Source organism: Streptococcus sp. GMD4S, assembly GCF_000296955.1.
In genome coordinates this window covers 1-1,056 of sequence record NZ_AJRE01000273.1, presented here as the reverse complement: position 1 = coordinate 1,056, position 1,056 = coordinate 1, and the positions used below count along the sequence as shown (strand labels likewise).

Annotated in this window: 1 protein-coding gene; it reads left to right on the top strand. The window is 42.3% G+C overall.

Translation table 11 applies throughout. From position 1 onward, the window contains the following. On the top strand, nt 1-903 hold a 903-nt coding region (locus tag GMD4S_RS09305; RefSeq protein ID WP_000463726.1), incomplete at its 5' end, for an LPXTG cell wall anchor domain-containing protein. Between the last annotated feature and the right edge of the window lie 153 nt (nt 904-1,056).

Genomic DNA, 1,056 nt, shown 5'->3' with positions numbered 1-1,056 from the left:
GGAAATCAACGTTATCAGACAGCTAGAGAAGAATTGGAAGGTTTGCTCGAATCTGTCCGTGAAAAAGATCCTAAAGCTGAGTTGATTGCCCAAGCAGAAACTTTGTTGGCTTCAGAGATGCCAACTCCACAAGCTTTTGCGGAAATGAAAGAGAAGCTAAATAAGAAACTAGCTCCTGCAGAAGAAAGTCACCATGTTGGAAGCGTGGATCCAAATGAAGTGGCTCCAACGGTTGAGGCACTCCCTGAACTAGTTATTGAAACTGAAACAACAGCCTATGAACGTCAGGAGCGACCAAACGCCGAATTTCTCAAAGGACAACGCCGTGTTGTGCAAGCTGGAGTTGAAGGTCAAGTTCGTCGTTTTGTAGAAGTAGATACCAAAGACAAACGCACTCTTCGTTCGACTGAGGTAGTCAAGGAAGCAATCCCAGAAATCACAGAAGTAGGAACAAAAGTTCTATCAAGCAACCAACCAGCTGAAGGTGTGAAAGATTTAGTTCTAGAAACTCCGAAACTGGAAATTGAAGAGGGGACAGTTTCCTTCGAACATCAGGAACGACCAAATGCAGCCTTTCTCAAAGGACAACGTCAGCTAGTACAAGTAGGAGTGGAAGGACAAGTTCGCCAATTTGTAGAAGTTGATGCTCAGGGCAAACGCACCCTTCGTTCGACTGAAGTTCTCAAGGAAGCGATCCCAGAAATCACAGAAGTTGGAACGAAAGAAGAGCAAGTCTCACAAACAAGGGATCAAGCGCTTTTAGCAACGCCAGCAAAAGTTGAAGAAACAAGCAAACAACTGCCGAATACTGGTGCAGAAACAGATGCTAGTCTAGTAGCGCTGGGACTTCTCGGACTAATGAGTGGCTACGGTTTGCTCTCTAGAAAGGGGAGAGAAAACTAATCAGATTTACGAATCTTGGATTTTCTTATAAAAATAAAAAAACAAGGTTTGACTGTAGATTAGTCAGACCTTGTTTTTAGTTTTGAAATTGAAGAGTAAATTTGAAGCTAGATTTTTGTTATTCAATTCCTTGGATAAATTTTTGGAAACGAT